This is a genomic window from Rahnella sp. CG8, from assembly GCF_023701875.1.
GTDB lineage: Bacteria > Pseudomonadota > Gammaproteobacteria > Enterobacterales > Enterobacteriaceae > Rahnella > Rahnella aceris.
On the sequence record NZ_JABAED010000001.1, the window covers coordinates 63,376 to 70,203 of the forward strand.

The 6,828-nt window shown below is 54.4% G+C and carries 7 protein-coding genes and 2 tRNA genes; 7 read left to right on the forward strand and 2 right to left on the reverse strand.

The window, feature by feature from the left end:
• Positions 1 to 121: 121 nt before the first annotated feature.
• The gene (proB, locus tag HGO41_RS00340; protein WP_250980671.1) at positions 122 to 1,225 is read left to right on the forward strand and encodes a glutamate 5-kinase; all 1,104 of its coding nucleotides are present in this window, start codon (positions 122 to 124) and stop codon (positions 1,223 to 1,225) included.
• A 10-nt stretch (positions 1,226 to 1,235) separates the two neighbouring features.
• Positions 1,236 to 2,489: a glutamate-5-semialdehyde dehydrogenase gene (gene proA, locus HGO41_RS00345; RefSeq protein WP_013574292.1), complete on the forward strand. Its 1,254-nt coding sequence runs from the start codon at positions 1,236 to 1,238 to the stop codon at positions 2,487 to 2,489.
• Positions 2,490 to 2,554: 65 nt separating this feature from the next.
• On the opposite strand, the gene HGO41_RS00350 is transcribed toward proA, so the two are convergent.
• Entirely contained in the window at positions 2,555 to 3,448 is an 894-nt protein-coding gene (locus HGO41_RS00350; protein WP_013574293.1) for a LysR family transcriptional regulator, read from the reverse strand.
• Positions 3,449 to 3,577: 129 nt separating this feature from the next.
• Here HGO41_RS00350 and HGO41_RS00355 point away from each other — a divergent pair, with 129 nt between their 5' ends.
• From HGO41_RS00355 to HGO41_RS00375, 5 genes are all read left to right on the forward strand, one after another.
• On the forward strand, positions 3,578 to 4,456 hold the full coding sequence (locus tag HGO41_RS00355) for an MBL fold metallo-hydrolase (protein WP_013574294.1): 879 nt from the start codon (positions 3,578 to 3,580) through the stop codon (positions 4,454 to 4,456).
• 13 nt (positions 4,457 to 4,469) lie between these two features.
• On the forward strand, positions 4,470 to 5,447 hold the full coding sequence (locus HGO41_RS00360) for an alpha/beta hydrolase (RefSeq protein WP_250980672.1): 978 nt from the start codon (positions 4,470 to 4,472) through the stop codon (positions 5,445 to 5,447).
• Between the two features lie 123 nt (positions 5,448 to 5,570).
• Positions 5,571 to 5,646: transfer RNA gene (locus HGO41_RS00365), tRNA-Thr, on the forward strand.
• A 226-nt stretch (positions 5,647 to 5,872) separates the two neighbouring features.
• Positions 5,873 to 5,948, forward strand: a tRNA-Thr gene (locus HGO41_RS00370).
• 206 nt (positions 5,949 to 6,154) lie between these two features.
• Positions 6,155 to 6,301, forward strand: coding sequence for a colicin immunity domain-containing protein (locus tag HGO41_RS00375; protein ID WP_223509687.1), 147 nt, complete (start codon positions 6,155 to 6,157; stop codon positions 6,299 to 6,301).
• Positions 6,302 to 6,359: 58 nt separating this feature from the next.
• Here HGO41_RS00375 and HGO41_RS00380 read toward each other — a convergent pair whose 3' ends face one another.
• A complete protein-coding gene (locus HGO41_RS00380) occupies positions 6,360 to 6,530 on the reverse strand; it encodes a hypothetical protein (protein WP_223509688.1) in 171 nt (56 codons plus the stop codon).
• Between the last annotated feature and the right edge of the window lie 298 nt (positions 6,531 to 6,828).

The following is a 6,828-nucleotide window of genomic DNA, read 5'->3' on the forward strand; positions in this document are numbered from 1 at the left end:
TTTCTGTACTACCCATTCCCATCATGAATGCTGCTATTATAGCGTTATGCCGTTTGGCATAACGCTTCTCTGCTGTTACAAAGACAAAGAAGCCCTTCTTTTTCACACTAATGGAACGATTATGAGTGGTAGTCAGACACTGGTTGTAAAACTGGGCACCAGCGTGCTCACTGGCGGCTCGCGCCGCCTCAACCGTGCTCACATTGTTGAGCTTGTCCGCCAGTGCGCGCAGCAACATGCGGCAGGGCACCGGATTGTGATTGTCACGTCGGGCGCGATTGCTGCCGGGCGTGAACATCTTGGCTACCCCGAACTCCCCGCCACCATTGCTTCCAAACAACTGCTGGCTGCCGTCGGGCAAAGTCGTTTGATCCAGCTGTGGGAGCAATTGTTCTCGATTTATGGCATCCACATTGGTCAGATGCTGCTGACGCGTGCCGACATGGAAGACCGCGAGCGGTTCCTGAATGCCCGCGACACCATGCACGCGCTGCTCGATAACCATATCGTCCCGGTCATTAATGATAACGATGCGGTCGCTACCGCTGAAATTAAAGTCGGCGATAACGACAATCTTTCCGCACTGGCCGCTATTCTGGCGGGTGCCGATAAATTGCTGTTGCTGACCGATCAGCGTGGTCTGTTTACCGCAGATCCGCGGACCAATCCTGAAGCTGAATTGATCCGCGAAGTCATGACCATTGATGATGAACTGCGCGGTGTGGCGGGCGACAGCGTCTCTGGTCTCGGTACCGGCGGCATGGCCACCAAACTGCAGGCGGCAGATGTCGCGTGCCGGGCGGGCGTCGATACCATTATTGCTGCGGGCAACCTGCCGGGCGTGATTGGCGATGTGATTAACGGCGTTTCCGTCGGCACACGTTTTCACGCGATGGAGACGCCGCTGGAAAACCGTAAGCGCTGGATCTTTGGTGCACCGCCAGCCGGTGAAATCACCATCGACGACGGCGCGGTTTCTGCCATGATGGAGCGCGGCAGTTCGCTGCTGCCAAAAGGGATCCGCGAAGTGAAAGGCGATTTCTCGCGTGGCGAAGTGATCCGCATCCGCAACCTGAACGGACGCGACCTCGCGCACGGTGTCAGCCGCTATAACAGCGATGCGATGCGCATGATTGCCGGTCATCACTCTCAGCAGATCAGTGAAATTCTCGGTTACGAATACGGCCCGGTTGCCGTTCACCGTGACGACATGATTGTCAGTTAAGGAGCCACAGATGCTTAACGAGATGGGCAAGGCCGCGAAAGCCGCGTCCTGGCAGCTTTCCACCCTCAGCACCGCGCAGAAAAATCGTGCGCTGATGCTGATGGCCGACATGCTTGAGGCCAACAGCCAGAGCATTATTCTTGCTAACGAACTCGACATGGCTGCTGCCCGCGAAAGCGGCATGAGCGAGGCATTACTGGACCGCCTGCTGCTGACCCCCGCGCGTCTTTCGGCGATTGCCAGCGACGTGCGTGATGTCTGCCGTCTGAGCGATCCGGTCGGGCAGGTGATTGATGGTTCACAGCAGGACAGCGGTTTGCGTCTCGAACGCCGCCGTGTACCGCTCGGCGTGATCGGCGTGATTTATGAAGCGCGCCCGAACGTCACTATCGATGTCGCCAGCCTGTGCCTGAAAACCGGCAATGCCGTTATCCTGCGCGGCGGTAAAGAAACGCACCACACCAATCAGGCGACGGTTAACGTCATTCAGATGGCGCTGGAGGAATGCGGACTGCCTAAAGCCGCCGTTCAGGCCATCGACAGCCCCGATCGTGCACTGGTGGCGGAACTGCTGCGTCTGGATAAATACGTCGATATGCTGATCCCACGCGGTGGCGCGGCGCTGCATAAACTTTGCCGCGAACAATCCACCATTCCGGTGATCACCGGCGGTATCGGCGTTTGCCATACGTTTGTGGATGAAAGCGTCGATTTCGACAAAGCGCTGACCGTGCTGGAAAGCGCGAAAGTACAGCGCCCGAGCGCCTGTAACAGCCTGGAAACCGTGCTGGTGCATCAGGCGATTGCCGCCCGCTTCCTGCCGGAACTGAGCGACAAAATGCACCGCGCAGGCGTTACGTTACACGCCAGCGAATCTGCGATGCCGTATCTGCAAAACGGCCCGGCGAAAGTGCTGGCGGTGACCGAAGAAGATTATTCGGATGAATGGCTGTCGCTGGATCTGAACGTGACGGTAGTGGCCGATCTGGACGCCGCCGTGGCGCATATCCGCACCTACGGCACCGAGCATTCCGATGCGATCCTTACCCGTTCCATCAGCAGCGCGGACAGGTTCGTGCGTGAAGTGGATTCCTCTGCGGTTTACGTCAACGCCAGCACCCGTTTCACCGACGGCGGACAATTCGGTTTAGGCGCAGAAGTGGCAGTCAGCACACAAAAACTGCACGCCCGCGGCCCGATGGGATTAGAAGCCCTGACGACCTACAAATGGATTGGTTACGGCGACGATTTAGTCCGTCCGTAACTGACCGGCACCGGTGGATTCAGCATGATGAAACCGGTGCGATCGCTTATCCCTGCTGAACACCATCATTCCTGAAACAACGCCCTGACCCATTCGATAAAATACCGCACCTTTGACGGCAAATGCCGGTTCTCCGGCCAGGCAATATGCACCGGCACCTGTTCATCCGCCCATTCAGGAAACAGCGGCACCAGCGCGCCGTTATCCAGCGCTTCCTGTGCCAGAAAGCGATACGTCGTCAGCACGCCAAGCCCCGCAATGGCACCGGTCAGCGCTGCGGTGGAATCGTTAACCGAGAACTGCCAGCGCCCGCGAACAGTGACACACTGCTGATCCTTAAACACCTGATGTTCAAATACCCGTCCGGTTTGTGGCGAGGCGATCTGCACCAGCGTATGGTCGAGGATAAGATCCTGCGGATGTTCAGGCATGCCGTGTTTTTGCAGATACGCCGGTGCGGCACAGGTGATCATCGGTAAAACCCCAAGCGACCGGGCGATCAGCGCATCGTTGTGCAGCTCACCGATACGGATCACACAATCGATGTTTTGCGCAATCAGATCGGCGGTGCGGTTACCGACGCTCACCTCAACCTGAACGTCGGGATAATGCATCAGGAAGCCGGGCAGGGCGGGGATCACCCGCCGATAAGCAATCGCATTCGGCATCTCGACGCGGATTTTGCCACGCGGAGCCTGCGTTGCCGCCTGCACATTGCTGTCGAGAATCTCCATCTGATCAAGCAGCCGTATTGCTCCGTGATAATAGGCTTCGCCCTGTTCCGTCATGCTTAAACGGCGCGACGTCCTGTGTAGCAGCTTCACGCCCAGTTCGCTTTCCAGCGCCTGCACCTGCCGCGTTACCGTGGATTTCGGTAAATCCATCAGTTCTGCCGCACGGCTGAATGACCCCGAATCCACCACCTGCACGAACGTGCGCATATTCTCCAGCTTATCCATTCCGGCCCTTTCATTTTTTATCGTTGCAATATCAGCAATCTTGCATTCGGGATTGCCACCTTGTTCGCCCGTGCTGAAACAGGGAGGATGACCCCACACCAGAAGGTTGTCACCAGATAAGGTCATAAAATGAGTGTGCCAGAAACTTACCCGATCGGCAGCGCCAGAATCACTAAGATCCCCGAGATGACATTGCAAGATCCCGGATCGTCGCTTTTTCCGCAATGGAATGCTGATGCTATTCAGGATGCCGCGAAAACATTACCGGCAGATTTTTTTGGCGCAGATGCCTCAGAACTGATGCTCAGCACCCACAGCTGGCTGGTGCAGACCGGCACGCAGACGGTGCTGATTGATACCGCATCCGGCAACGATAAATTGCGTCCACTGAACCTGTTGTTCAATCAGCTGAAGACGGGCTGGCTGGATAACCTGCGGGCGACGGGCGTCGAACCGGAAGATGTTGATGTGGTACTGCTGTCACATCTGCACGTTGATCATGTCGGCTGGAATACGCGGCTGGAGAATGGCCGCTGGGTGCCGACTTTCCCGAACGCGCGTTATCTGTTTTCTGAAGCCGAATACCAGTTTTACGCCGATCCGAACAACGTCCGGGATCCGAGCGACGGCATCTTTGCCGACAGCGTTGAGCCGGTCGTGGCGGCCGGTCTCGATCAGCGGATACATGCTGATGACGCCACGGCCATTCCGGGGTTCGCCATCATCCGCACGCCAGGCCACAGCCATGATCATTTCTCTTTCGCCTTTACCTCTGAAGGTGAAACGGCCTTTTTCTGGGGCGATGTGATGCACCATCCGCTTCAGCTCGCGCGCCCTGACTGGGATTCGGTGTTCTGCGAAGAACCGGCACAGGCGACAGCCTCACGCCATAAGGCAATTGAGTTTGCCCTGAGCCATCAGGCCACCGTTTTCACCACCCATTTCGCCGGTTCCTCTGCGGGCAAAATCCGTCAGGATGCCCGTGGCCTGAGCTGGCAGCCACTCTGAGAAGGAAAACCCGATGAGCAATTCCGATATTTTCAGCGAAAGTTTTTTGATCCCGTCTGATACCGACGGCATCCGGTTGCATCTTTTGCACAAGCACCGCAAAGGGGAGCAAAAATTCAGCGAAGCCAGCACCATCGTCATGATGCACGGCGCGACTTATTCCTCCGGCAGCCTGTTTGACACGCCGCTGGAAGGCGCCTCTTTTGCCGATGCACTCGCCCGCGCCGGTTTTGATGTGTACGCCGTCGATGTACGCGGTTATGGCGGCTCGACCCGTCCGGTGGAAATGCTTCAGGCCGCCACCCTCAACGCACCTGCGGTGAGAACAGATGTCGCCGTGCGCGATTTCAGCAGCGCCGTCAATTTTGTGCTCAGAACGAACGGGCTTTCACAGGTTAACGTGATCGGGATGTCGTGGGGCGGCAGCGTCACCGGTACGTACACCACGCAGAACGGCCACAAAGTCAGGCGCTTAGGGCTGATTGCCCCGCAATGGGTGAGCGACAAACCGCTGCCGCTCGCCCCCGGTGGCGAACTGAACGCGTGGCGCATCGTCAATGCCGGTGCGGCGCGTGAACGCTGGATTAGCGGAGCGCCACAGTGCAAGCGGGGAGGGCTGATCCCGGAAGGAGGATTTGAGGCATGGCTGGAAAAAACCGTCAGCGACGAGCCGGATGACGCACTTCGGGCACAGCAATCAATCCGCGCCAGCAACGGTCCGATTCAGGATATCCGCGATTACTGGGCGGCGGGAAAACCGTTTTACGATCCGGCCGATATCGGCGTGCCGCTGATGTTAATCCACGGCGAATGGGATATTGATGTGCCCGTCGAACTGGCACAGGCATGGTTCCTGCGCGCCACCGGCTCACCGGATAAACGCTGGCTGGAAATCGGTGAAGCCACGCACATGATGGTGCTGGAGAAAAGCCGCTATCAGGTTTACAACGCCCTGATCAGTTTCTTCCGCGAACCGCTGGCGAAAGCTTAAGCAGTCAGTTCATCAAAGTGCGTGTGCTGATGAGAAAAGCAGCATACGCACCGCCGGGGGCTTGACGGACGTCGGAGATTTGAATAGTTTATGCCCCGTAGTTCCCCGGTAACACTTCAAAATGCCGACTTAGCTCAGTAGGTAGAGCAACTGACTTGTAATCAGTAGGTCACCAGTTCGATTCCGGTAGTCGGCACCATTTATCTTCTGGCACTCCCTGATTTTCAATCTTTTAACTTCTCCCTTTAGTTCCGTTTCTGCGCCTGCTCCCCGTTCGCCCAAACGTTTTTGCTGCATCAGAACCGGCGTTATATCCATATTGTGCGCAGGGTGATTAAGAACTCACCAAACATCCCGATCGGCGCTTGACGGACGTCAGCGGTTTGCATAATTTGTTACCCCTAGCCCCGGCACCTTTCAAAAAAGCCGATATAGCTCAGTTGGTAGAGCAGCGCATTCGTAATGCGAAGGTCGTAGGTTCGACTCCTATTATCGGCACCATTTGGCGTTTCAACTTATCCATTTAAAAGACTCAGGGAAGCACGCTTGTGTGCAGCGCTTTCTCAATACGTGTCAGGCATTCTTGCTGGGTTGGATGTGCCGGTGGCATATTTTTATGCAGAGGAAGATGAGCTGGCTGCGCTGATTATTGAATTTCATGAAAGTAAAAAACAATCGTAGTCTGTTCAATTGCAGGATACCCAAAAATGAGCCAGAAACTTTTAACCTTCGCCAGATCATTTATTAATGGCGAGATCTCAACCGAAGATTTTGCTGACCCTTATCAGATGTTATGGAAAGCTGACGGGTATCTGCGTCATCCGCATCCAGCGTCGCATCAATATGCCTCATAATATATTTTTCAAATCCTGAATCGCGATTTATCAGAGATTGCAGCTTAGCGATTTCCTGTCATTTATCGGTAAGTCTCCGCGCCATCGCTTCTGAATTTACTTTTGCGATACTGCCATCGTCACATTGTGCGTAAGCGATGTAGTTTTTATGTAGGGCATCCCATGAATCGAGATTGTCCACTGCAATATCTGCTGCTTCTGCATCACGTTCGGTACAGTTTTTTTGCATCAGGAGTACCAGAAAAGAGGGCAAATGATAAAATAATGACGACAATTTTCATTCTATATCCATTAATTATTATGTGTTATTTTCTGCGATGGCTGAATTTTGACTTTGAATTTATCTTGTTTGAAATAATTTATGTGACTGTTTGTGCTATAAATATTTTATATGAATCATTTTTAAATAATAATTAATATGAGTATTCGTATTATCTGTTTGTATAAATAACTCGAATAACTCGAATAACTCGAATAACTCGAATAACTCGAATAACTCGAATAACTCGAATAACTCGAATAACTCG